21 protein-coding genes are annotated in these 21,041 nt (G+C 71.5%); 12 read left to right on the top strand and 9 right to left on the bottom strand.

Annotated elements, in window-relative coordinates:
- Positions 1–439 precede the first annotated feature (439 nt).
- Positions 440–802 (top strand): hypothetical protein, encoded by a 363-nt coding sequence (locus ACFYON_RS22050; RefSeq protein ID WP_357707042.1) that lies wholly within the window; start codon positions 440–442, stop codon positions 800–802.
- 268 nt (positions 803–1,070) lie between these two features.
- Here the strand turns inward: ACFYON_RS22050 and ACFYON_RS22045 are convergent, their stop codons facing one another.
- Complete coding sequence (locus ACFYON_RS22045; RefSeq protein ID WP_355095185.1) at positions 1,071–2,159, bottom strand: epoxide hydrolase family protein; 1,089 nt, start codon at positions 2,157–2,159, stop codon at positions 1,071–1,073.
- Between the two features lie 261 nt (positions 2,160–2,420).
- Between ACFYON_RS22045 and ACFYON_RS22040 the strand changes: the two genes are divergently transcribed.
- From ACFYON_RS22040 to ACFYON_RS22030, 3 genes are all read left to right on the top strand, one after another.
- Positions 2,421–2,861, top strand: coding sequence for a class III extradiol ring-cleavage dioxygenase (locus ACFYON_RS22040; RefSeq protein WP_355095183.1), 441 nt, complete (start codon positions 2,421–2,423; stop codon positions 2,859–2,861).
- Between the two features lie 187 nt (positions 2,862–3,048).
- Positions 3,049–3,204: a hypothetical protein gene (locus tag ACFYON_RS22035; protein ID WP_355095181.1), complete on the top strand. Its 156-nt coding sequence runs from the start codon at positions 3,049–3,051 to the stop codon at positions 3,202–3,204.
- A 333-nt stretch (positions 3,205–3,537) separates the two neighbouring features.
- Positions 3,538–3,885: a hypothetical protein gene (locus ACFYON_RS22030; RefSeq protein ID WP_355095178.1), complete on the top strand. Its 348-nt coding sequence runs from the start codon at positions 3,538–3,540 to the stop codon at positions 3,883–3,885.
- 290 nt (positions 3,886–4,175) lie between these two features.
- Here ACFYON_RS22030 and ACFYON_RS22025 read toward each other — a convergent pair whose 3' ends face one another.
- Positions 4,176–4,577, bottom strand: a complete 402-nt coding sequence (locus ACFYON_RS22025) for an aldehyde dehydrogenase family protein (RefSeq protein WP_354874882.1) — start codon at positions 4,575–4,577, stop codon at positions 4,176–4,178.
- A 118-nt stretch (positions 4,578–4,695) separates the two neighbouring features.
- Here ACFYON_RS22025 and ACFYON_RS22020 point away from each other — a divergent pair, with 118 nt between their 5' ends.
- Positions 4,696–5,445, top strand: a complete 750-nt coding sequence (locus ACFYON_RS22020; RefSeq protein WP_354874884.1) for an ABC transporter ATP-binding protein — start codon at positions 4,696–4,698, stop codon at positions 5,443–5,445.
- A complete protein-coding gene (locus ACFYON_RS22015; protein WP_355095176.1) occupies positions 5,442–7,913 on the top strand; it encodes an FtsX-like permease family protein in 2,472 nt (823 codons plus the stop codon). The genes ACFYON_RS22020 and ACFYON_RS22015 overlap by 4 nt, the downstream gene beginning before the upstream one ends.
- Before the next feature lie 278 nt (positions 7,914–8,191).
- On the opposite strand, the gene ACFYON_RS22010 is transcribed toward ACFYON_RS22015, so the two are convergent.
- Positions 8,192–10,168 carry a hypothetical protein gene (locus ACFYON_RS22010; protein ID WP_387321016.1) on the bottom strand — a complete coding sequence of 659 codons (1,977 nt, stop codon included), beginning with the start codon at positions 10,166–10,168 and terminating at the stop codon, positions 8,192–8,194.
- A complete protein-coding gene (locus tag ACFYON_RS22005; RefSeq protein ID WP_387321014.1) occupies positions 10,168–11,289 on the bottom strand; it encodes a hypothetical protein in 1,122 nt (373 codons plus the stop codon). The genes ACFYON_RS22010 and ACFYON_RS22005 overlap by 1 nt, the downstream gene beginning before the upstream one ends.
- 364 nt (positions 11,290–11,653) lie before the next feature.
- Between ACFYON_RS22005 and ACFYON_RS22000 the strand changes: the two genes are divergently transcribed.
- Entirely contained in the window at positions 11,654–12,631 is a 978-nt protein-coding gene (locus ACFYON_RS22000; protein ID WP_355096253.1) for an aminoglycoside phosphotransferase, read from the top strand.
- Between the two features lie 61 nt (positions 12,632–12,692).
- Here ACFYON_RS22000 and ACFYON_RS21995 read toward each other — a convergent pair whose 3' ends face one another.
- The gene (locus ACFYON_RS21995) at positions 12,693–13,106 is read right to left on the bottom strand and encodes a nuclear transport factor 2 family protein (protein WP_354874892.1); all 414 of its coding nucleotides are present in this window, start codon (positions 13,104–13,106) and stop codon (positions 12,693–12,695) included.
- A 96-nt stretch (positions 13,107–13,202) separates the two neighbouring features.
- Here ACFYON_RS21995 and ACFYON_RS21990 point away from each other — a divergent pair, with 96 nt between their 5' ends.
- The gene (locus tag ACFYON_RS21990) at positions 13,203–14,057 is read left to right on the top strand and encodes an aldo/keto reductase (RefSeq protein ID WP_354874894.1); all 855 of its coding nucleotides are present in this window, start codon (positions 13,203–13,205) and stop codon (positions 14,055–14,057) included.
- A gap of 47 nt (positions 14,058–14,104) precedes the next feature.
- On the top strand, positions 14,105–15,373 hold the full coding sequence (locus ACFYON_RS21985; protein WP_354873943.1) for an MFS transporter: 1,269 nt from the start codon (positions 14,105–14,107) through the stop codon (positions 15,371–15,373).
- Here the strand turns inward: ACFYON_RS21985 and ACFYON_RS21980 are convergent.
- Both ACFYON_RS21980 and ACFYON_RS21975 read right to left on the bottom strand, forming a co-directional pair.
- A complete protein-coding gene (locus ACFYON_RS21980) occupies positions 15,370–16,176 on the bottom strand; it encodes an aminoglycoside adenylyltransferase domain-containing protein (RefSeq protein ID WP_387190155.1) in 807 nt (268 codons plus the stop codon). The two genes, ACFYON_RS21985 and ACFYON_RS21980, sit on opposite strands and share 4 nt — an antisense overlap.
- 89 nt (positions 16,177–16,265) lie before the next feature.
- Entirely contained in the window at positions 16,266–16,475 is a 210-nt protein-coding gene (locus ACFYON_RS21975; protein ID WP_354873945.1) for a hypothetical protein, read from the bottom strand.
- 209 nt (positions 16,476–16,684) lie between these two features.
- Here ACFYON_RS21975 and mraY point away from each other — a divergent pair, with 209 nt between their 5' ends.
- Positions 16,685–17,788: a phospho-N-acetylmuramoyl-pentapeptide-transferase gene (gene mraY, locus ACFYON_RS21970; protein WP_387190159.1), complete on the top strand. Its 1,104-nt coding sequence runs from the start codon at positions 16,685–16,687 to the stop codon at positions 17,786–17,788.
- A 25-nt stretch (positions 17,789–17,813) separates the two neighbouring features.
- Here the strand turns inward: mraY and ACFYON_RS21965 are convergent, their stop codons facing one another.
- The gene (locus ACFYON_RS21965) at positions 17,814–18,302 is read right to left on the bottom strand and encodes a MarR family transcriptional regulator (RefSeq protein WP_354873949.1); all 489 of its coding nucleotides are present in this window, start codon (positions 18,300–18,302) and stop codon (positions 17,814–17,816) included.
- Positions 18,303–18,310: 8 nt separating this feature from the next.
- On the bottom strand, positions 18,311–19,558 hold the full coding sequence (locus ACFYON_RS21960) for an NAD(P)/FAD-dependent oxidoreductase (protein WP_354873951.1): 1,248 nt from the start codon (positions 19,556–19,558) through the stop codon (positions 18,311–18,313).
- A gap of 100 nt (positions 19,559–19,658) precedes the next feature.
- Between ACFYON_RS21960 and ACFYON_RS21955 the strand changes: the two genes are divergently transcribed.
- Positions 19,659–20,042 (top strand): helix-turn-helix transcriptional regulator, encoded by a 384-nt coding sequence (locus ACFYON_RS21955; protein ID WP_354873953.1) that lies wholly within the window; start codon positions 19,659–19,661, stop codon positions 20,040–20,042.
- The gene (locus ACFYON_RS21950) at positions 20,039–20,929 is read left to right on the top strand and encodes a hypothetical protein (protein WP_354873955.1); all 891 of its coding nucleotides are present in this window, start codon (positions 20,039–20,041) and stop codon (positions 20,927–20,929) included. Before ACFYON_RS21955 ends, ACFYON_RS21950 begins: the two co-directional genes overlap by 4 nt.
- The last annotated feature ends 112 nt before the right edge of the window (positions 20,930–21,041 follow it).

Genomic DNA, 21,041 nt, shown 5'->3' with positions numbered 1-21,041 from the left:
GTCGTTGTACCAAGTACCGGAGACCTCTTCAGTTATCGATCACCGCCACGCCGTGACTTCAACCGGCCAACCCCGAGTTACGAAACACGCCTTAGTGCGCCTCCGGCGGGGGTGCTCCGGCCCCAGGATGGCTGGGGCTTCGCCGGCGGGTCGTTGTCCGTGGGGGTTAGGCCATCCCGCCTGCCATCGACCCGGGGAAGCCGAGCGGGCCACCGGCCCGGCCCGCCAGCGTCCGTACGGGCGCCAAGGTCCGCTTGACGTGGCGGGCCGGGCGGCGGCCCGCTCCCCGGAGGGCGGGTCGATGGCCGACAGGATGGCGAGAAAGCAGCTTTCAGGCGCTGCTCCGGCCGCCTATCAAGGCGTCAGTGGTTACGGGCAGAAGTTTCGGGGACGCGATGTTAGAGTTCCCCATCCGTCCAATATCGACTGAAGGAGAACAATGCGTAAGGCTCTCAAAGGAGTGCTGGTCGGAGGGGCCGTAGTAACCTTGGCTCTCGTCGGTATGGAAATGCCGGCGTCCGCCAGCAGCCACACCATCAGTAGGTCGTGGGGCTACGCCACCGTCAACTCCAACCACAGTAACGCCACCGCTTGTGACACCGCGTCCAACAACCGGGGCGTCCGGGTCGAGTACGTCTACCCCCCGGGTTCTACGGGTGTGCGCGGCGACACCAACGGCGCCAGCAGCGGCTGTGGGTCCGCGCTGGCTCCTGACACGATCTACAAGTTCCGCCTCTGCGAGAGCAACACCGGGGGTGGCGGCGACGACTGCACCGACTGGTTGTGGATCGGTGATCACTAGGGTCGGTCGACACTGATCCGCGCGGTAACGACACGGGGGATGTGAATTGGTTCGGCGAATGCCGTGAGACGATCCGTAACTCGGCGCAAGAATTTCTGAGCCGAGGAGCGAGTCCCTCGTTTCGCGGGCGGTGGGCCCAGCGGCCTACCGCCCGTTTGCGCGGTCGTTGGACAATCGACGCGCACACCCTTATGGGCAGGAAGATCCGGCGAGATTATCCGGGGCAGCCATCGCACGATTCAGGTATGCGCCAAACTGGCGGTGTGGATTACCGCAGCGCGCTGAAGAAGGCGCGCAGGTCGGCAGCGAGCAGGTCGGGCTCTTCCTGGGCGAGGAAGTGACCGCCGACGGTGGGCTCGCGCCAGTGGGTGAGGTTGGCGTAGGTGCGTTCGGCGAACGACCGGGGCAGGCCGGCGTCCTCCACGCTGACCGTGATGCCGGCCGGCACGGCGACCATCGGCAGATGCGGGGCCAGGTGGTCGTCACGGTAGGGCCGGAAGGACGTGCCGATGCAGTTGGTGACCCAGTACAGCATCACGGTGGTCAGCAGCTCGTCGAAGTCGAACCGGCGGGAGATGTCGCCCCCGCAGTCGCTCCAGCGCTGGTACTTCTCGATGATCCATGCGGCCAGTCCGGACGGCGAGTCGCTCAGCGCGGCCGCAAGGGTGTCGGGCCGCGTCTCCTGGAGGAATCCGTAGCCCCAGTCGTCTTGGGCCTTCGCGTCGAGCATGGCGATGAACGCCTCCTCGGCCGGGCTGAGGTCGTCCCTGCGGTCCGCCGGCGGGAACTTGATGTGCTGCGAGAAGACCCCGATGACCCGATCTGCGTGGCGGGCGCCGAGCCACGTCGTCACGCCGGACCCGATGTCGCCGCCGTAGGCGCCGAAGCGGGCGTAGCCCAGACGGGTCATCAGCTCAGCCCAGACGTCCGCGACGGCCGCCTCGGTCGTCGGGCCCTCGGCGAGTGGTCCGGAGAAGGCGAAGCCCGGGAGGCTCGGTATGACGAGGTCGAAGTCTGCGAGCCGGGACACCAGGGGCAGCATCTCCGTGTACGTGCCGGGCCAGCCATGGGTCAGGATCAGCGCCGTGGCGTCGGGCGATGCCGAGCGGACATGAACGAAGTGGACCGGCGTGCCCCGGACCGTGGTGACGAACTGGGGGTACCGATTGAGGGCACGTTCGACCGCACGCCAGTCGAATCCGTCGAGCCAGTACCGCACCAGATCTGCCAGGTACCCAGGGTCGGTGCCGGCGGCCCACGGCTCTCCTGGTGCGGCCGGCGCGAGCCTCGTCCGCGAAAGCCGAGCGCGCAGGTCGTCCAGGACGGCTTCGGGCACATCGATGCGGAAGGGCGTCATCCGATCATGCTCCCATCGCCAGGAGTCACTGGGCAGCCGCCCGAACGGGCAGGCTGCCGCCGCGGTGTGGCCGCACTCGGTCGGCAGCCACGATCCGGGAGACTCGATCACCGCTCTCCGGAGGAGCGTGATTCAGGCCGGAACCGCTGCCAGGTGGCACTATCGTGACCCTCAGGTCCGGCAGGCCGCGCCGTGCGAACCGGTCCTCCAGGGAGGGAAGTTCACGTGCCTTCAGACGTACATCCGGGCTCGGAGGTCTTGATGCCCGCGGCGTTCCTGGGCCACGGCAACCCCATGAACGCCCTCGAGGTCAACCGGTACACCTCGGCGTGGAAAGCGTTCGGCGCCGCGGTGCCGCGTCCCCGCGCGATCCTGGTGGTCAGCGCCCATTGGTACATCAACGCCACGGCCGTCACCGCGATGCCCCGGCCGAGGACCATTCACGACTTCTACGGGTTCCCCCAGGAGTTGTTCGAGGTGCAGTACCCGGCGCCGGGGCTGCCCGAGCTGGCTGAGGAGGTCAGTGACGTCGTCCATCCGACCTGGGTCGGGGCGGACGTCGACAGCTGGGGCATCGACCACGGCACCTGGTCGGTGCTGATGCACGCCTTTCCGGACGCGTCGATTCCCGTCGTCCAGCTCAGCATCAACGCCGACAAGCCGATGGACTACGTACGCGGCGACCGAACCGAGATCACGTAGGTCGTACATGGCTTGGACCGTGGGAACGGGGACGAACTGGCCCACCGTCGCCACCACGTGGACGATCTCCTCCAGAGTGGCCGGCCGGTCCGGCAGATCCCGCACCGGCACCACCTCGTCGGTGATCTCCAGGGGTACGTCGTCGAAGTGTGTGGCCACCCGCTCCCGGTAGCGGACGATTCCCTTGATGGTGCTCACCCCGGCGGCGCCGACCGAGTCGTCGAGGAACACCCGCACCCCGGCGGTACGGATCACGGTCAGCTGCCACACCGGTCCGTCGGGCGTCGTGGTGGCCGGGCCGGCGACCGGCTCGCCGTCGGAGTCCAGCAGATCCAGCCGGTAGGCGAAGCGGTCCTCGGCGCCGGCCGGGTCGACCCGGATGTGGATCGGCAGCGGCGCGCTGTCGGGTGTCCCGCCCAGCCAGTCGATGTAGGTGTCGTACACGTCCCTTGCCAGCGTGAAGGCGACGTCGTCGAGGACCGAGGCGGCGGCGACGAACCAGTCGGGCTGCCAGGACCATGGCTGGCCGCGAGGCGGGCGGCCCTGCTCGGGGCGGATCAGCACCAGGTCGAGTCCGTCCGCCCGGGCCTGCTGGACGGCCGTCGGCAGCAGCCCGCCGCCGATCCCCTCGACCGCCGCGTCCAGCGCCACGGTCCCGGCCACCAGGTCGGGCTCGGTGAGCGGGACCGCCCGCAGCGGACCGCCGAGCAGTGGCCGCGCCGAGAACGACACACCCGGCGCCATGGCCAGCAGCAGCCGCATCGCGCTCCAGTGCACCAGCGGGGTGGCCTTCGGGTCCGCCTCCTCGATCTCGAAGGCGCGCGCGGGCGTGAACGCGTACCCCATCGGCAGCGGCGCGTACGCGATCGACTCTGCGCCGACCACGACGCTCCGCTCGGCACCGGCGATCCGGTGCTCGACCTTCAGGTCGAAGACCAGCGGTTGGGCGGCGTCGACGTCGGTCACCACGACGGCGGACGCCTCCGGCCGCCGGTCGGCGTGCGCCGCGGTGGCGGCCTCGTAGCACCAGCCGGGCAGATAGCTGACGGTCAGTGAATCGGCGCCGTCGAAGCGGACGTGCAGGACGTTGCTCATCGCGTCGAGGCACACGAACACCGGATCTGCCGGTACACCGCCGTAGAGTTCCAACCAGCGGCCCTCGCCCTCGACCGCGGTGTCGAGGGTCAGCCAGACGTCCTCCAACACGGCGCGCAGCGGCCGGGCCGCCTCGTCGGCAGCCTCCAGAAGGGTCGGTGGACCCGGGGCCTGGTTGGCAGCGTATACACGGCGTGTCACGCCGCAGTCACCTGCCGGTCACTCCTGCACTGGAAAGCGGACACCGCGGAATCTGACAGGCCCGATCTCTGGCCGGCCGGACGAGTGCTCGGGCACGATGCCGCCGGAGAGGTGCTGCGTGCCGCCGAGAGTGGCCCTGGTCCCCGTGTGGGAGACCGGGTGCTCGCCTTCGGGCCGGGCGCGTGGGCCCAACGCGCGGTGTTCGACCTGGACAGCGTCGCGGTGGTGCCCCCCGAGGTCGACCTGTCCGAGGTTGCCGCGCTGCCGATGGTCGGCCTCACCGCGCTGCGGACGCTGCGTGAGTCCGGTCCGCTGCCCGGGCGTCCGCGAGCCGGCCACGCAGGCCTGGCCGGCGTTGCCGAGGAAGCCGGCCGCGGCACCGCGGGCCGCGTGCTGCAGGTCGGCGTCGGCGAAGACCACGGGGGTAGCGCCTGCTGTACCCGGACCGGGCAGCCCGCTGGATGGTCGCCGTTCCCCCAGCTCAATAGCGTTTCTGGTGCGCGCAGTTCGTGCGAAGACACGAGGAGAGGCCACCAGAATGGGACAGACCATCGAGCCGGCGGTACGCGTCGAACAACTCACCCGCGTGTACGGCGCCGGCCGCAACCAGGTGACCGCGCTCGCGGGCGTCGAGGTCGGCTTCGACAGGGGAACCTTCACCGCGGTGATGGGGCCTTCGGGCTCCGGCAAGAGCACGCTGCTGCAGATCGCGGCCGGGCTCGACCGCCCCACGAAGGGCCGGGTGGTCATCGGCGGCACCGACCTGTCCGGGCTGTCCGAGACGCGCCTGACCGAGCTGCGTCGTACCCGGATCGGCTTCGTCTTCCAGGCGTTCAACCTGATCGGCGCGCTCACCGTCGAGGAGAACATCGTGCTGCCCCTGCGTCTGGCCGGCGTCCGTCCGGACCGGGCCTGGCTGACCCACGTGGTCGAGCGGGTCGGCCTCGCCGACCGGCTGCACCACCGGCCGGCGGCGCTGTCCGGCGGTCAGCAGCAGCGGGTGGCGATCGCCCGGGCGCTGGCCACCCGTCCCGAGGTGATCTTCTCGGACGAGCCCACCGGGGCCCTCGACTCGCGGACCGCGGGGGAGGTGCTGACGCTGCTGCGCGCGGTCGTGGACGAACACGGGCAGACGGTGGTGATGGTGACCCACGACCCGATCGCCGCGTCGTACGCGGATCGGGTGCTCGTGCTGGCCGACGGCGCGATGGTCGCCGACCTCCCGCAGATCGGCGCCGTTCGTATCGCCGAGCACCTGGCATCGCTGGACGGGCGGGTCCTCCGATGACCGGCCTCGCCGCCCGCCTGCTGCGGCACCGCGCCGGACCCGCCGCCGCGACCCTGGTTGCCCTGATCGTCGGCGTGCTGATCCTGGTGGCGATGGGCACGCTGGTCGAGTCCGGGCTGCGGTTCCGACCGGAGCCGCAGCTCTGGGCGACCGCCGACGCGGTCGTCGCCAACCGCACGATCAGCCACACGTTCCGGGAGTTCGACGGCGACACCACCACGAGCACCGTGACGCTTCCCGAGGGTGGCACGGTGGACGCCGGCCTGGTGGACCGGATCCGCCGGGTGCCGGGCGTCACGGCCGTCACCGGCGACGACGCGGTGCTGATCGGCTCGCCCGCCGCCGTGGGCCACGGCTGGAGGACGTACGCCTTCACCGGTCGTCCGATCGCCGCGGGTGCCCTGCCACGAAACGACGACGAGGTGGTGGTCGACGCCCGGCTCGGCGTGGCGCCCGGCGACCGCATCGACCTGGTCGTCGGTGGGATCAGCCGGTCGTACCGGGTGAGCGGAACCGCGGAGACCGGTTCGGCGGCGGTGTACTTCACCGACGCGCAGGCCGCCCGGTTGTCCGCCCACCCGGGCCGGGTGGACGCGATCGGCGTGCGGATGGCGCCCGGCGCCGACCTCGCCGCGGTGCGCGAGATCGCGTCGGCGGCCGGCGCCATGACGTACGCCGGCAAGGACCGCGGGACCGCCGAGCAGTCGGAGAACCTGGCCGCCCAGAGCTTGCTGGTCAGTGCCGGGTCGGCCTTCGGCGGGTACGTCGTCCTGCTGATCGTGTTCGTGGTGGCCGGCACCATCGGACTGTCCGTCCGGCACCGCCGGCGTGACCTGGCGTTGCTGCGCGCGGTCGCCGCCACCCCTGGACAGGTGCGCCGCATGCTGGTCGCCGAGGCCGCGTTGCTCGCCTTGGCCGGCTCCGCGATCGGCGGCCCGGCCGGCCTGCTGGCGGCCGGCTGGGTGCACGGCGAACTGGTCGGGCGGGGGTTCCTGCCGACCGGCTTCCCGATGGCGGCCGGTCTGTTCGCGGTGCCGGCCGCGATCGGTACGGCGATCCTCGTGGCGGTCCTCGCCGCGCTGCTCGCCGCGCGCCGGGTAACCGCCATCAAGCCGGTCGAGGCGCTCGGCGAGATCGCTGTCGAACCTCGACGCGGCGGCCCGGTACGGCCGATCGCCGGCGTGCTGACGCTGATGGCGGCCGGCAGCTCCGGGGCGTTCGCGCTCGGCGCCGCCGGGTCGGCCGGGGCACTGGCCGGCGCGGTCGGCATGCTCTACCTGTTCGTCATCGCGGTGGCGCTGCTCGCACCGAACATCAACGCGTACGCGGCACGCCTGCTCACCCCCGTGCTGCCGCGGATCTGGCGGGCCGGCGGTTACCTGGCCGCCGCAAATCTGCGGGCCAACGCGCAGGGCATGGCGACCGTGCTGACCGCCCTCGTGCTGTCCGTGGGATTCGGCGGCTCGGTGTGGTTCCTGCAGAACAACCTGGAACGGCAGACCACCATGCAGAGCAGCGCCGGAACCCTCGCCGAGCGGGCGCTCACCGCTCCCGGCGGACTGCCCGCGAACGCGGCGCGGGACATCCGCGAGCTGACCGGGGTGCAGGCGGCCACCGGGGTACGCCGTACCCAGGTCATGGTGCGGGCGCTCGACGGCATCGAGCCGATCACCGCGCAGTCCGTCGACCCGGCGGGCGTCACGTCGACAGTGGATCTCGGCGTACGCAAGGGCAACCTGGCCGACCTGCGCGCCGGCACCGTCGCCCTGTCCGCGACGCAGGCGTCCTCGTCCGGCTTGGACGTCGGCGACAAGGCGGATCTCTGGCTGGGCGACGGCACCCCGGTCACGTTGGACGTCGTCGCCGTCTACGACCGTGGCCTCGGTTTCGGCGACGTCACCCTGGCTGCCGAGACGGTCGCCGGGCACACGGCGGGAAGCACTGTCGACGAGGTCCTGGTCCGGGGCGGGCCGGACGCCGACGCCGCGTTGACCGCGTGGGCAGCCGGGCGGCCCGGCGCCGAGGTTCTCGACGCCGCCACCCGTACGCGCCTGCTCAGCGCCGATCTGGCGCTCGGCGCCTGGTTGAACCGGCTGCTGATCGGCGTGATGGTCGGGTACGCGGCGCTGGCGGCGTCGACGACGATGGTGATGGCGGCGCTGGCCCGCCGCCGGGAACTGGCGTTGCTGCAACTCGTCGGGGTCACCCGCCGTCAGATTCGCGGCATGGTCCAGGCCGAACAGGCCGGGCTGCTCGGCACCGCGGTGCTGATCGGCGCGACGATCGCCGCGCTGACCCTGAGCGCGATCGTCAGGGGTCTGACCGGCAGCCCGATCCCGTACGTCCCGCCGCTCGGGTGGGCGGCGGTGCTCGGCGGTACGGCGCTGCTGGCGTTGGTGAGCACCGTGTGGCCCGTCCGGCGCCTGCTCAGCGCTCGTCCGATCGACAACATCGGTCTGAAGGAGTAGGTGTGGCACCCCGCCCGTCGGCCAGCGCACAGCGCCGGACTCACCAGGCCACCCTTGGCCGGCTGCGGAGCGGATGTGCGACTCGGGGTGGGGGGGGGGGGGGCCCCCCCCCCCCCCCCCCCCCCCCGGCCCGCCGGCCCCCCCCCCCCGCCCCCCCCCCCCGCCGGGGGGGGGCCCCCCCCCCCCCCCCCCCCCCCCCCCCCGCGGCGCCTGGGGCCCGGGGGGGGGGGGCGGGCGGCGCCCCCCGCCCCCCCCCCCCCCCCCCCCCCCACCCGGGTTCAGCTCTGCGTGACCGCCTTGCCGCTGACCTTCAGCTGGTCGATCACCGCGGCGACCTCGGGCAGCCGCTCGCGGTAGACGTTCGCGGCGAGACGCTGGGAGTAGGTCTCGTAGATCGCCCCCAGCTCACCGGCCCGTTCGATGGCGACCGCGTGGATACAGTTGCCCAGGTACTCGTTGGGGGAGCCGGGGCTGTCCGCGCCCGAGCACGACGGTCCGAAGACGGACGCCTGCCCGACGCGGGGGTCGATCTCCGACATGGCGTCGGGGCAGGGGTCGCCGGGGGCCGCCTGCGTGCAGGGGGCGTAGTCGGCCTCGGCGATGGTGTACGCCCGGCTGATGTGGGTGTCCGGCAGCTCCCGTCCCACCGGCGCGCCGGGGTGGCGGTAGTCGCTCGGCAGCAGGTTGCCGCCGAGCAGGTAGGCGCTGAGCGACGCGTCGGAGTCCAGCGCCACCGGGAAACCGAGCTTGGTGTACGCCTGCAACAGCCGGAACGCCTTCGTGACGTCCTTCGCGGCCGAGCGGAGATCCGAGGTCGGATCCGCGAACTTCCGGTTGACCACCTGGTAGTACTCCTTCTGCTTCCCCCACAGCATCCGGTCGGCCAGGTGGCGGGCGATGGTCAGCCGCTCGGGATTGTCCGCCGAGCGGGCGCCCGTCTCGAACGCCGGCAGGTGCACCGACTCGTCGTCGTAGGTCATGTAGTAGACCTCGTCGTAGCAGTATCCGGTGGGCGGGTCGTCCCGGGTGCTCCACGAGCAGACGATGCCGGCGCTCTTCGTGTTGCGCCACGTCCGTACGTCCATCCAGAAGTTGCCCTTGTCGACGCTCATCTGGGCGTGCACTGTCAACTGGAGGTCCGCCCTGGTGGTCTCGAGGCGTGGACCGGTGGTGGTCCGGTGGTTGACGAGTTCCGCGTCGTAGCAGATCCGGAAGTGCGGCTCGAACTGCTCCTTCGTGCCGTGGGCGAGCAGCTGGAACGCGCTCGGCAGGTCGGCGAGCCGCACGTTGGCGGGGATGCGTACGGCCGGCAGCGGGCTGAACGGCGCACACCCGGCCATCGTGCCGTTCCCGTTGTAGGCACGCGGCTGCTGTCCGGTCCAGTACGAGCGGGTGTTGCTCAACCGGGTCGGCGGCATCTGGTCCGGCCCGTACCACGGGTTGTAGCCACCCTTGGTGACCGAGTCGCGCAGCTTGCGCAGCTCGGCGGACTGGGCGTTGACCGCCGTCTTGTAGTTGTCGACAAGGCCGGTGAACAGCGCGTTGCGGTGCCCGTCCGGGGTGGGCCGGCTGAACCGGCTGCCGGCGTCCAGGATCTGCTGGCCGGAGCGGCCGATCCGGGCGGCGAAGGAGTCGTCGCCGGTCATGTCCCCGGCCAGCGCCGGGTTCTCCAGCGCCAGGGCGGTGAAGGGCCGGGTCGACATCGTCCAGACCCCGGCGTGCGGGGTCCTCGTGGTGGCCGGATACGACTGGTCCCAGGTGCGGGCCAGGTAGGACAGGTAGTCGATCGCGCCGTAGGGGGTCTTCTCGTCGAGCACCCGTACCGGATCGACCGTCGACTGCGACCATTCGGCCGGCGTGAGGACGAAGGGCGCCCCCGCGGCCGTGGAGGTCGCGGTGGTGAACAGCCGGCCCTCCGTCTCGTCGTACTGGGCCACGGAGAGGGGACGCCCGGTGCGCGCCTTGTAGCCGACGTAGGTGTTGATGACGAACTCGGTGTCGTTGAGCGCGCTCTTCTTCAGCGCCTCCTGCATGGAGAGGCTGAGCTGGTCGACCTTGGTCTCCAGGCCGTAGATCTGCTGCTTGATCGCGTCGATGTCGCGGATCACGCCGCTCAGGTCGTCCCGCATCCGCAGCAGGACCGACATGATGTCGTCGTAGATCGCCGAGAGCATCGCCTCGACCCGGTCGAACCGCTCGTGCATCTCGGTACGCAGCTCGCCGACCTGCTCGCGCAGCTTGCCGATCTCCTGCATCACAGCTCGTGCTCGCTCGGGCCGGAGCCCATGAACATCGGCAGCAGGGTCATCACGGCGCCGAGCACGTTTCCGGTCAGCACCACTGTGCTCAGCGACCCGATCGCGTCGCTGAGGCTGAGACCGGCCACCGTGGGCAGGTACTTGTTGATGGCGGTGGCGATGCCGACCGCAGCCTTGCCGATCGCCAGCACCTCCTTGCCGGCCTTCTCGTCGGCGAACCCGGCGAGCGTGGCCAGGATGGTCACCGCCGACTCGGCGGCGTCGATCGCCACCTGCCGGCCGGCGGCCTCGGCCAGCGCGGCCGTGTAGTCCTGCGGCGTCGGCTTCGGGCCGGGCCCGATCGGATACTTCAGGTCCGCGGCGACCAGCTTCTTGATGATCTCCGCGTTCTGGTCGGCGACCTTCTCCAGCGCGCCGCGCAGCTCGGTGCGCAGCTCCGCGAGGTATGCCTGCTCGTTGCCCAGGTGCTCCAGGATCGCCTCGGTGTTGACGTAGGAGGCGAGCAGCGGATCGGCGAGCAGCTGTTCGGTGGTCGCGGTGGAGCGCAGGTTGAGCTGCGCGCCGATCTCTCCGTCCCAGGCCGCCGCGAGGTCGGCGTCCTGCGCCGCCGCCCGGGTGAGCTGGCCCCATGCGCGTTCCTGCTGCGCGTAGAGCGCATCCATCCACCGGTAGTTCTGGTACGCGCTGGTCACCGCGTCCTCGACCTCGGCCGAGGCGGTGATGGTGCCGCCGACTGTGGCGTCCAGCAGCCCTTTGACCATCGGCGCTCCGATGCTGACACCGGGCACGCCGGAGAGCGCATCGATCAGTTTGATCATCGCGGCGTACGTGGTGCGGGCGGTGGTGTCGGAGATGCCCGCCGCGTTCACCGCCTGCCGCGTGGCGACCAGATGCCGCACCACGTCGTCGCGGGACGCGCCGGGGTTACGTCCCCGCCAGTCGAGCAGCTCCGCGGTGACCACCAGGTTCTTCAGGCCCGCCACGCCGCCGTTGTGCGCCCGCAGGTATGCGGCGAACACCCCGTCGTGGAACTTCGCCGCCTCGTAGTCCACCGTCTCCGCCGCCACCGCCGGCGTCGGGGACACGACCACCACCGCCGCCACGACCGCGGCGATCAACGCTCTCCATCGCCCTCGACGGCGGGGAGTCCACACCATCACACCCACTGGGATTCCTCCGGATCACTCCACGCCACCGGGCGGTGGACGCACAGCGCAGCCTGTGGCCGCGTGCGTCCCGCCGGCCAGGGGTGGATGTCCCGCGCCTGCCGGACGCCGCCCGTCCGCCGTCCGGTGGGTGCCGCCGTCCCGCCTCGCCCGGGACCGGCGCCCCTGGTGGACCGGGACGGCGTGCCGGTTGACTGCCCGGACGCCGTGGCCGGTTCGGCGAGGTCCGGGGACCCCCGCGTCCGGTGCGTCAACTCGGTTGTGCGCCGCGGCCCGGCCTGGCAGCCTGGCCGCCTCGGTCTGACGAGAGGCGGCCATGACGCGCACATTCCTGCAGCCGGATGACGTGCACTGCCTGGTGTCGGAACAGTTCGGCTCCGATCGGCGGCTCGCTGCCCTGGACCGCCTCACAGGCGGCACCAAGAAGGGCGTCTACCGGCTCCGGCTGGACGACCGGACAACCGTGATGCTGTACGTGTGGTCCACGGACGAGAACTACTGGCCACCGTCACCGGCCGTCCCGGACGACCCGTTCACCGATGCGTCGGGCGCGGATCTCTTCGCCGTCGGTCACGCGGCGCTCACCGCAGCAGGAGTGCGCGTCCCGCATCTGCTGATGATCGACCGGAACGGCCGTCACCTCGACGCCGACATCGCGCTCGTCGAGGACGCCGGCACGCTGCGGCTGGAGGCGTTGCTGGAGCACGACCCGGCCGCCGCCGCCACGCCGCTGTCCGCGCTCGGTGACGCCCTGCGCCGCATGCACACCGCCTTCGGTCCGCGCTACGGCAAGGTCGCGGCCGTCGCCCGAGGTGAGGCGGCCCCGGCTCGACGCGCGGAGGACGTGATCGTCGACCGCGCGCTCGGCCACCTCGACGCGGCCGCGGCCCGCGACGCCCGGCTGGCCGATGCCCATCACCGGGTCGCCGCCCACGTACGCCACCTCAGGAGCGTGGTCACCGCACGCAAGGAGTACGGGCTGGTGCACGGTGAACTCGGCCCGGATCACGTGCTCGTCACACCGGCTGGTGAGGCCGTCATGATCGATTTCGAGGGACTGGCGTATTTCGATGTCGAATGGGATCATGCCTGGCCGCAGATGCGCTTCGGCGAGACATATTCGGCGCTGCGGCCGGTCGATCTCGATCCCCACCGGCTGGAGCTGTACCGGTACGCGCAGACGTTGTCCTTGATCGAAGGGCCACTGCGGGTCGCGGACACCGACTTTCCGGACCGGAAGTGGATGCTGGACCTGGCCGAGTGGAACATCGCCAAGGCGCTCGCCGCGATCTGACGGCGGCCCGGCACCACGGGACCCGGGACGCACCGCCCGGTCATCGGTGCGCGAGGGCGGCTCAGTCGGCCGGACCGACGTGTGCCGCGAGCAGGCGCCACCCCTCGTCCTCGTCGAGGATCCATGTGCGCGTGTAGCGGACCCGGGCGAGGAACGGCTCGCCGGCAAGGGTGCCTTCCAGCGTGCCGAGGAACCATGTCACCCCGGTGCCGCCGACCACGAGCGCCGCCAGATTCTCCTCGTGCACTCGGACCATCGTCTGCTGGCCGGACCGGTGCGCGTGCAGGTCGTCCTGCTTGGAGTAGAGACGGCCGTCAGGCCCGGTGAACACGAGGCGGTCGTCGATCAACCGATCCAACGCCGCGACGTCGGAGGACAGCTGGGCGCGTTGAAGACGCCGTTCAGCGGCGCGTAACGCCTCGACCCTGGTGCTGTCCGCGTCGCCGTTCCCAACGGGAAAACCATCGTCCTTCACTGTAAGTAAGTTAACAGCGATCTCCGGGAATCGGTATCGGGCAGATGACCGGCTGTGCAGGTCATCGGGGATGGCTAGTTTCGCCCAGTGCCCAACATGATTACTGCGGCGTCCGCAGGGACCTGGACGCTCGGCGACCTGACCGTCAATCGGATCGGATTCGGCGCGATGCGCCTGACCGGCAAGGGCGGTGCGGCGAGCGACCGCGAACGTGTCATCGGCGTGCTGCGCCGGGCGGTCGAACTCGGGGTCAACCACATCGACACGGCGGCGTTCTATTTCTCGCCGCTGCGATCGGCCAACGAGATCATCAACACGGCGCTCTCGCCGTACGCCGAAGAACTGGTCATCACCACGAAGGTCGGGCCGGGCCGCGACCCCTCCGGGGAGTGGCTGCCGCTGGCCCGGCCCGACCAACTGCGCGGACAGGTCGAGGAGAACCTGCGCCAGCTCGGCCGTGACCACCTCGATGTCGTCAACCTGCGCCAGCACGGGTTGGAGTCGGTCGCGGAGCACTTCGGCGCGCTGGCCGACCTGCGCGACGCCGGCCTCATCCGGCATCTCGGCCTGTCGAACATCCGCCCGCAGCACCTCGCGCAGGCACAGGCGATCGCCCCGGTGGTCTGCGTGCAGAACCCGTACGGCGTCGACACCCGGCGCGTGCACGACCAGTTCGTGCGCACCTGCGGGGAGCAGGGCGTCGCCTTCGTGCCGTTCTTCGCGATCGCCGGCGACGGACGGGAGGCCGGCGGCGTGGCCACAAACGAGGCGGTGGTGGCCGTCGCCCGGGCCCACGGGGCGACGCCGGCGCAGGTGCGGATCGCCTGGACCCTCAGCCGCGGGCCCCACATGCTGGCCATCCCCGGCACGGGCGACCCCGACCATCTGGTCGAGAACCTGGCCGCCGGGGCGCTGCGCCTGTCGCCGGGGGAACTGGCCGGCCTCGACTAGCGGCACCCGGCCAGGAGTCCACGCCCTTCGACGGAAGGTCTCACCCTGTGCGGGCAGCGGTCACGTCCCACTCCACTCCTCCGCCGCGCGGCTCCTGGCTGGTGGCCCGAGGTCTCGTCCCCGAGCGCGGCCCTCGGCGCGTCCTGGCCGTCGCGACCTTCGTCAACATGGTCGGAATCGGCGTCTTCATGACGAGCGCCGTGCTCTTCTTCACCCGCGCCGTCGGGCTTCCCCTCGCGCAGGTGGCCCTGGGGATGGGCATCGCGGCGCTCGTCGGGATGCTCGCCGGGATCCCGACGGGGCATCTCGCCGATCGGCGGGGCCCGCGCGAGATCTACCTGCTGACGCTTGTCGTCCGGGCCGCCACCACGGCCGCCCTCGTCTTCGTCCACACGTTCTGGCCGTTCGTCGTCCTGGTCTGCCTCAACCAGCTCGCCCAGTCAGCCGGCGGGGCGTCACGCGGCCCGCTGGTGCGCGGCTTCGGCGGCGCGAACCTGACCCAGTTCCGCGCCTACCTCCGTTCGGTCGCCAACCTCGCCGGAGCCTGCGGTGCCCTCGTCGCCGGCGCCGCGGTGCAACTGGACACCCGCGCCGCCTACCTGACCCTGGTCGTCGGCAACGCCGTCAGCTTCGTGGCGTGCGCCGCCGTCATCACCCGGCTGCCCTCACTGCCGCCCATCGCGGTACCCCACATGACCGGACGCTGGATCGCACTGAAGGACAAGCCGTACATGGCCGTCACCGTGCTCGACGCGGTCATGGGAATTCAGGGCCAGGTGCTGGTCTTCGCGCTGCCGGTGTGGATCATCTCGCGTACCGACGCGCCGCGCTGGTTCGTCGGGGCGGCCGTGCTCGTCAACACCGCTCTCGTGGCGGCGCTCCAGGTCAGGGCGAGCAGGGGGATCGACACCGGTCCGGCGGCCGGGCGGGCCATCCGTCGCTCCGGGTTGGCGTTCCTGGTGGGGATGGCCCTGATCGCCGCCACGTCGACGATGCCCGGATGGCTCGCCGTGGCATTGATGACGCTGGGAGTCGCCGCGCACACGGTGGGCGAGCTGTGGCACACGGCGGGCTCGCTCGAGTTGCAGTTCCTCCTCGCGCCCGCACACGCGCAGGGGCAGTACACGGGAGTCGCCGGGCTCGGCGCGGGGCTGGCCAACGTCGCTGCCCCATCCGTCCTGGGCCTGCTCTGCATCGCCTGGGGCGCCCCCGGTTGGCTGCTGATGGGCGCCGTCTTCGTCGCGGTCGGTCTGGTCGCCCCGGCGGTCGTCCGATGGGGTGAACGGACGCGTCCGGACCCGGTCGTGGCCGGCTAGCCCGGCGGCTTCGGCGCTGCGTCGCGGTCCGTCTCGCGCCACTGCCCACCATCGGTCGGGGCCAGGATGGCGGCGCTGACCTCGTGCACGAAGTCCCGGACGTCGTCGGCCCGGCCGGGGTCGGTGTCCTGGCCGGAGTCGTACCACCAGTCGCGGGCCCAGACGGCGAGGTCGGCCCAGCGGGGGCAGGCGGTGGCGGTCTGGTCGGCGGCCTGCCGTTTGGACAGTTGCCGGCCGTTGCGCAGACGTTGGTAGGCGCGGCAGAGGGTGAGTACCGCGTACGCCTGGGCTCCGGGCGTGGTCATCTGGGTCACCCAGGTGGGCCAGTCGCGGACGTGGTCCAGCAGGGCGGAGCGGACGCGGTCGGGTTCGACGGCGGGCAGCAGTTCGTCGGCAGGGGGTCCCAGCAGCGTACGGCCGTAGTCGTGTACGGCGGCCCAGGTCACGACGCGGTGGGTGGTGGCGGGTAGCAGGTGCAGCGACTCCCCGGGGCTGATCCGGGCGATCAGGTGGTCCCGGCCGCCGACGTCGCGGACCGCGTTCAGTGACACGTACTCCACCTCGATCCGGCCCGCCCACTGCGGGTGCCGCCGGTCGAGATCGGCGTGCAGCCCGGCGAGTACGCCGAGGAGCTTCTCGTCCGGGTCGCTCGCGAGTACCGCGAGCAGGTCGAGGTCGCTGCGGTCGGCGGCGAAGTCCCCTGCCACGAGCGAGCCGTGCAGGTAGAGGCCGCGCAGCCGGTCGGCAAGCGCACGGCACCACGCCTGGCGGAGGTCGGCCAGAACCATGTCGGGTGGGACCACCAGGCGATCCTGTGCCACGGGCCGCCGGCGCCGCCACCGAGTAAACCGATCCGGCACGCTTTGCCGCGCGGATCATCCGCGGGCCGCGCCTACACGCTCGGCGAATTGCGGTGCCGCTCCGCGATGCCCGCCCCGGCCTGACGCTGTGCATCGTGCCGGTGCTGGTCGGCGCCGGCCCGGCGGACCGCAGCCGAATCCTCGTCCGACGGGCGCCTCGTCCGGTCGCGCCGGGCGACGAAGACGACGAGTGCCAGCATTGCCACCACGACGACCGCGAGCGACACCAGCATCGTTCTCATGCCGTCGACGCTACGGCATACGCGCCGGCTTCGGCGTGCTGGCGGTCGGGGGGCTGCCCCCTCCGCCGCCGGATGGCAAGCTCAGGTGTCGTGATCGATGATGTCACGAAGAGCCGCCCGCGCCGGCGGCTCAGGTCGGCACGTCACGCGCCGGTCGGAAAGGGTGGTGGGGACGCGGTGCGGAACCCGGATCTCGCGGAGGCCCGCCGGTGAGGGCGGTCATCGTCGCGGCCGCTGTCGCCTTCGTCATCTCCCTTTTCGGCACGCCGGTGGCGGTGCGCGTCTTCAGCGCGCTGAGGGCAGGTCAGCCGATCCGGTCCATCGGGCTGGCCAGCAACCAGAACAAGGTGGGCACGCCCACGATGGGCGGCGTCGTCTTCATCGTGGCGACGGTCCTCGCGTACGTCGCCGGGCATCTCGCCCTGACCACCCTGCCCGAACGGCAGATCGCGCAGGAGGGGCCGACCATGACGGCCCTGGTGCTGCTCGGGTTGTTCGTCTTCTGCGGCGCGGTCGGCTTCTTCGACGACTTCCTCAAGGTGCGCCGGCGCAACTCCGACGGGCTGTCCGCAAAGGGCAAGCTGCTCGGGCAGGCCCTCATCGGCGGCGGGTTCGGGGTGGCCGCGCTGTACGTGCCGAGCACGAACGGCCAGACCGTGGCCAGTGAGCACATCTCGCTCATCCGCGACATCAGCTGGCTGGACGTCGGCAAGGTCGGCGCGGTCCTGGTCTTCGTCTTCGTGATCACGGCGATGTCCAACGGTGTGAACCTCACCGACGGCCTCGACGGCCTGGCCACCGGCGCGTCGATCCTGGTGCTCGGCGCGTACTCGCTGGTCGGCTTCTGGCAGTACCGGCACTGGTGCGCCGACGACGGGTACGCCCGCGTGAACGAGTACTGCTACCAGGTCCGCGATCCCCTGGAGATCGCCATGATCGCGGCGGCGGCGGCCGGTGCCTGCGTGGGCTTCCTGTGGTGGAACACGTCCCCGGCGCGGATCTTCATGGGGGACGTGGGCGCGCTCGGGCTGGGTGGCCTGATCGGCGGGCTCGCGGTGGTGACCCGCACCACGCTGCTCTCCATCCTGATCGGCGGGCTCTTCGTCCTCATCACCACGACTTGGGTGATCCAGATCGTCTCGTACCGGACCACCGGCCGACGTGTCTTCCGGATGGTGCCGTTGCACCACCACTTCGAGCTGGCCGGATGGAGCGAGTCCACCATCGTGGTGCGGTTCTGGATCGTGGCCGGCGTCTGCGTCGCGGCCGGCCTGGGCCTGTTCTACTCGGACTTCCTGGCGGCCGTGGGATAGCGGCGGAGCGACAGGAGACGCCGGCTCAGGCGGACCACTGCGCGGTGTCGCCGTCGCGGAGGTGGTCCAACTCCGCGAGGTACATCGCCTGGAGGCGGTCGTGGTGCCGGACCAGCAACCTGACCTCCTCGGCGCTGTAGCCCTCGACGAGCCGTTCCGCCCGCTCGGCGAAACGCTCGTACGGCCGCTCCAGGTCGGCGACTCGCTCCGGGCGCACCGTGACGACGACTCGCCGCCGGTCCGCCGGGTCGCGCTCGGCGGTCACGTAGCCGGCCCGCTGGAGCCGGCGGAGCATGCTGGTGACCGCCCCGGTGGTGAGGTTGGTCCGTTCGGCGATCTGCCCCGCCGTGGCGGATGCGACGTCGGCCAGGTAGTCGAGGCATTCCAGGTCGCTCACGGTGAGGCCCAACCGCTCCGCGACGGCGTACCGGAACACCATGGACAGCCGCGACGTCTCCCGCCCGGCGCGCATCAGGTCGGCGATCGCGGAGGCGCGGGCCGGATCGTGGGACATGCGGGCAATCATGCCTCCGGCACGGTGACCCGGTGCAGCCGAGGTAACACGCGGGTCAGCACCCAGTGCGGTGCGGCAGCGCCGCCGGTGAGGCGGTGCATCAGCTTGCCGGCGGTGTCGACGGCGCGGAAGGCGTACGGCACCATCTCGTCCTGGTATCCGGCGATCGCCTCCTCCACGGGTGTGCCGTTGGTCCGGGCGTCCACCAGCCGCCGTCCGAGCAGGGCGGCGTCGCGGAGCGCGGTGTTGCCGCCGTGCGCGCCGAACGGCGGCATGACGTGCACGGCGTCGCCCGTCATCGTCGCCCGGGGGACCGCCCACCGGACCGGTCGCCGGCCGGTGGCGAAGAGGTTGAGCACCGTGGCGTCCAGTTCGGCCGTGTCGACCAGCCTCCGGGCGAGCGGGTGGAAGTCCGCGCTCATCCGGGCCGCCAGCTCCCACAGCGCCCGCAGATCCCCGCGTACGCCGGCGGGCAGTTGCTCCCGCCGGAGCAGCAGCGCCCACATGACGTAGTCGTCGCCGGTGGGGGCGTAGCTGCCCGGTGCCAGGCGCGCGAACGCCTCCCGTGGGCTCTCGCCGAACCGCATGGAGGTGAAGAAGAAGGCGTTGCCCGGCCGGTCGGCGATGGCCAGGACGCCGCTGGTGCGCAGCGCGTCCGGGATGACGCTCGCGCCGTCGCGCCACAGCGGTGACCGGCCGTAGATGCCCGCCATCGGGGTCTCCGCCGGGTCGGCGTCCGGCATGAGCTGCGCGCGTAGCGCCGAGCCGACGCCGTCCGCGCCCACCACGACCGTCGCCGCGACGGCGCTGCCGTCGGAGAACCGCAGCCGCGGCGCGGCCGGGTCGCCGCTGTCCACCGCGACGGCTGCCTTGCCGTAGTGGATGCGGCCGTCCAGCCCGGACTGCAGGATCGACCGCAGGGTGAGCCGGTCCACCTGACGGGTCTCGTGCGGGTCGTCCTTGAAGGTGACGGTGAAGGCGTCCCGCAGCCGTCTGTCGGTGAAGCGCAGCTGCCCGCCGGGCTCGTCGCCGGTGGTCAGCGCCAGCCGGTACAGCGGGCGGGGCAGGCTTTCGCGCAGCGCCGCCAGCCCGTACCGGTCGAGGATGATCCGGTAGCCCTGCCGCCGGACGAAGGGGCCCGGGTCGCGCTCGTAGACGTGCACGTCGATGCCGGCACGCGTCAGGTACTGGGCGAGGCACAGGCCGGAGAGGCCGGCTCCGGCGATCGCCACGGAGAAGTCGGTCGATCTGCTCATCCAATTACCTTAATCATTAAGATAATTTGGGCAAGCTTTCCGGCAGCCACTGTGCACAGTCACCCTGGCTAGATACTCGTCCTAGTTGTATATTCAGTTCATGGGATCGGCTTCGCGCCCCGCACTGCGGGAACCCTCGTACTTCGTCCTTGCTGCTCTGCTCGGTGGCCCGCTCCACGGATACGCCGTGATCAAGCGGGTGACCGAGTTGTCCGACGGTCGGGTGATCCTCGCCGCCGGCTCGCTGTACTCGGTGATCGACCGGCTGCTCGGCGAAGGACTCGTCGCCGCCGACGGTGAGGAGATCGTCAACGGGCGTGCCCGCCGCTACTACCGGCTCACCGACGAGGGCCACCGCGTGCTCGCCGAGGAAGCCGACCGGCTCGCCCGGGCCGCCCGGGTGGTCATGGACCGCCTGCCGCGCGGGATCTCGCCGCACGCAGGCGCCCGTCAACCTTCTACCGCGAGGATCAGACCAGCATGAGTGTTCTGGAGAAGCGTTACCGCATGCTGCTGCGGGCCTATCCGGCCGGCTACCGCCGCGAACGCGCCGACGAACTGATCGACACGTTGATCGGCGACGAGCCGACCACCCGTCGCTGGCCCAGCATCAGGCAGGCGGCCTCGCTGATTCGGGGCGGGCTGCGGGTGCACGGTGGCAGCACCGCGGCCCGGCCCACCGCCGTGCTGTTCTGGCAGGGCATCCACCTGGGAGCCATGGCGGTGCTGGCGCTGGGTGTGCTCATCGGCCTGGACGACATCGTCGAGGCGTTCCAGTACGGCGGACTGTCCGACCCCCTGAACGTCCTGCGGAACCATGGCGTGCACGCGCTCATGGTGAGCGCGGCGCTGGTGGCGCTCGCCGCGGGCCGCACCCGTACCGCCGCCGTCCTTTCGGTGGCCGCCGTGGTGGTGCCGACCGTGATCTCCCCGAATCTGTTCCTCAACGGCCTGCCGCAGTGGTGGGCGCCGGTTGTCGCCGCGCCCCTGATCATTCTGGGCCTGCGGCGTCCGGCGGACGTGCCGGCGGCGCCCCGGGGTAACGCCGTGCTGGTCACCGCCGGCATCCTGGCCCTGCACCTGATCCCGGCGGAGGGCTTGCGCCTGGTCGACCCGGTCGCGCGGCTCGTCGCCGCCGGCATGGTGGTCGCCGGGGTGGCCGCCTTCCTGTGGGTGGGGACGGCCGACCAGCGGCTGCTGCTCGCCGTCGTCCCCACGCTCCTGCTGGGCACGCTCCACCAGCTCGACAACTCCGGGCTGACGGAGGAACTGCTGCGCCGGCCCGACGCCCTGCCGTCCCTGGTCGTCGCGGTCCTCATGGCGGTCGTCGCGGTCGTCTCGACCCGACTGCGGCAGCGCACCCGCGCCTGACCGGCGGACGGGCGGTCCGGTCCCCGGCCGGACCGCCCGCGCGGGAGACGACGGAACAGCTCGCCACCCCTCCTCCTGCCAGGGGAGAAGTCCCTCGGCGTCGACGTAGCCG

The sequence above is a fragment of the Micromonospora sp. NPDC005686 genome (genome assembly GCF_042871665.1).
GTDB lineage: Bacteria > Actinomycetota > Actinomycetes > Mycobacteriales > Micromonosporaceae > Micromonospora.
This window is presented reverse-complemented; position numbering and strand designations above follow the sequence as displayed.

What these genes read in the sequence shown, in the direction of transcription:
- ACFYON_RS22000 (WP_355096253.1), top strand. Translation starts at nt 11,654, where the DNA reads ATGACGCGCACATTCCTGCAGCCGGATGACGTGCACTGCCTGGTGTCG.
- ACFYON_RS21960 (WP_354873951.1), bottom strand. Translation starts at nt 19,558, where the DNA reads ATGAGCAGATCGACCGACTTCTCCGTGGCGATCGCCGGAGCCGGCCTC.
- ACFYON_RS22015 (WP_355095176.1), top strand. Translation starts at nt 5,442, where the DNA reads ATGACCGGCCTCGCCGCCCGCCTGCTGCGGCACCGCGCCGGACCCGCC.
- ACFYON_RS22050 (WP_357707042.1), top strand. Translation starts at nt 440, where the DNA reads ATGCGTAAGGCTCTCAAAGGAGTGCTGGTCGGAGGGGCCGTAGTAACC.
- ACFYON_RS21975 (WP_354873945.1), bottom strand. Translation starts at nt 16,475, where the DNA reads ATGAGAACGATGCTGGTGTCGCTCGCGGTCGTCGTGGTGGCAATGCTG.
- ACFYON_RS21990 (WP_354874894.1), top strand. Translation starts at nt 13,203, where the DNA reads ATGATTACTGCGGCGTCCGCAGGGACCTGGACGCTCGGCGACCTGACC.
- ACFYON_RS22010 (WP_387321016.1), bottom strand. Translation starts at nt 10,168, where the DNA reads ATGCAGGAGATCGGCAAGCTGCGCGAGCAGGTCGGCGAGCTGCGTACC.
- ACFYON_RS21965 (WP_354873949.1), bottom strand. Translation starts at nt 18,302, where the DNA reads ATGTCCCACGATCCGGCCCGCGCCTCCGCGATCGCCGACCTGATGCGC.
- ACFYON_RS22035 (WP_355095181.1), top strand. Translation starts at nt 3,049, where the DNA reads ATGGTGCTCACCCCGGCGGCGCCGACCGAGTCGTCGAGGAACACCCGC.
- ACFYON_RS22040 (WP_355095183.1), top strand. Translation starts at nt 2,421, where the DNA reads ATGCCCGCGGCGTTCCTGGGCCACGGCAACCCCATGAACGCCCTCGAG.
- ACFYON_RS21950 (WP_354873955.1), top strand. Translation starts at nt 20,039, where the DNA reads ATGAGTGTTCTGGAGAAGCGTTACCGCATGCTGCTGCGGGCCTATCCG.
- ACFYON_RS22045 (WP_355095185.1), bottom strand. Translation starts at nt 2,159, where the DNA reads ATGACGCCCTTCCGCATCGATGTGCCCGAAGCCGTCCTGGACGACCTG.
- ACFYON_RS21955 (WP_354873953.1), top strand. Translation starts at nt 19,659, where the DNA reads ATGGGATCGGCTTCGCGCCCCGCACTGCGGGAACCCTCGTACTTCGTC.
- ACFYON_RS22020 (WP_354874884.1), top strand. Translation starts at nt 4,696, where the DNA reads ATGGGACAGACCATCGAGCCGGCGGTACGCGTCGAACAACTCACCCGC.